This is a genomic window from Streptomyces bobili (genome assembly GCF_002154575.1).
Taxonomy (GTDB): Bacteria; Actinomycetota; Actinomycetes; order Streptomycetales; family Streptomycetaceae; genus Streptomyces; species Streptomyces bobili.
Genome location: NZ_MUBA01000896.1, coordinates 1 through 1409 on the forward strand (window position 1 = coordinate 1; position 1409 = coordinate 1409).

Annotated in this window: 1 protein-coding gene; it reads right to left on the reverse strand. The window is 71.0% G+C overall.

What is annotated here, in order from left to right; all coding sequences use genetic code 11:
* Nucleotides 1-54: 54 nt before the first annotated feature.
* The gene (locus BZL64_RS38545; RefSeq protein ID WP_086773538.1) at nt 55-1221 is read right to left on the reverse strand and encodes a DUF3631 domain-containing protein; all 1167 of its coding nucleotides are present in this window, start codon (nt 1219-1221) and stop codon (nt 55-57) included.
* Nucleotides 1222-1409 lie beyond the last annotated feature (188 nt).

Sequence of the window (1409 nt, forward strand, 5' to 3'; positions counted from 1 at the left end):
TGACCTGCGCGGGGACGGATGCGACGCATTGATACGGACCCTGGGGGAGGCGGGTCAGCGGGCGGGCTTGGGGCCGGCGGGGCCGCCGGGCGGGCCGATGGGCAGCTGGCCCGCCGGGGCGGCGGGCGGCTTGCCCTGGGCCCGGTGCGCAGGTGTGGCGTCGTGCGCGGGGGCGGGTGCCGTCTCGGTGAGGTCGGGGCAGTGCCGGGCCCAGCTGTCGAGGAACCGGTTTCGGGCGTACCCCTTGGCCTGCCTGCCCTTGTCGAAGCGGTAGTTGGCCGGGCTGATGCCGAAGTCCCGCAGCATGTTGCCCAGGTGGTGGGCGTTGAGTCCCTTGGTGCCGTGTTCCGCCCAGGGGGCGTCGGGGTCCTGGAGCAGGGCGGTGACCAGATCCAGGGAGGGCATGGCTTCGGGGTTGCCGTGTGCCTGGAAGATGCGGTGGATGTCGCGCAGCAGCCGCGTCTTCAGGTTGGTCTGCTCGTCTTGGACGGCCTCGTAGCGGGTCATCGCCACGCAGGCTGCACGCGCACTGGCGGGCCAGTGGCCGCCGGCCAGGTCGGCGATGAGGACCAGCGGTTCCCAGGTGTCCGCCGCCCGGTCCTCGACAGGCATCGTTGGCGCCATGCGGCTGGCCGTGCCGCGCAGCGGGCCCAGCCAGGCGGCCAGCTTGTCCCGCACCGCGTTCAGCTCCGGTGTGGCGTAACGCGAGCGGAACGGGGTCACCTTCTCGCCCGGCTTGCGCTTTTGCATGCGGAGCACGACCGCCCGGTCCGTGATCGTGTCGGGCAGGTCGCCGATTGAGGCCAGTGCGGCCATGGCGAAGGTCGGATACGGGGTCGGCTTGTGCTCCGGTCCGGAGATGCGCCAGGCGGGCCGGTTGCGCTGGTGTCCGGCGTTCAACAGGCCGCGCAGTTCCTCGTTGTCGCCGGCCTTGCTGAAGATGGCATCGGCCTCGTCCACGAGGATCGTGCGCGGGTTCTTGCCGATGACGCGGAAGAGCACCGCCGTGGACATGTTCACCGTCATGATCGACTGGTGGACGGTCTCGTGGAGCACGTCCAGAACCCGGGACTTGCCGCATCCCTTCGTCGGGCCGACGACCGCCAGTCGCGGCGCGTGCTGCAGAACGGTCTGGATGTGCGTAGCCGCCACCCACAGGGTGACCGCGGTCAGCGCCTCCTCGCTGGGCAGCACGACGTACTTGCCGATCGCCGCCCGCAATTCATCCAGCAGTTCCGCACCCTCACCGGAACCCTGTTCCCCGAGGTCTGCCGGTCCCCGAGGAGGCCGGGGACCGACCTCGTGATCCGGTCCCCGTGCGTCGACGGGACCGGTCCCCTTCTGCTGTGCGGTTCCCGCTCCGGGGCTGTCGGTCCCCAGCGACTGGCGGGGACCGTGATCACGGTCCC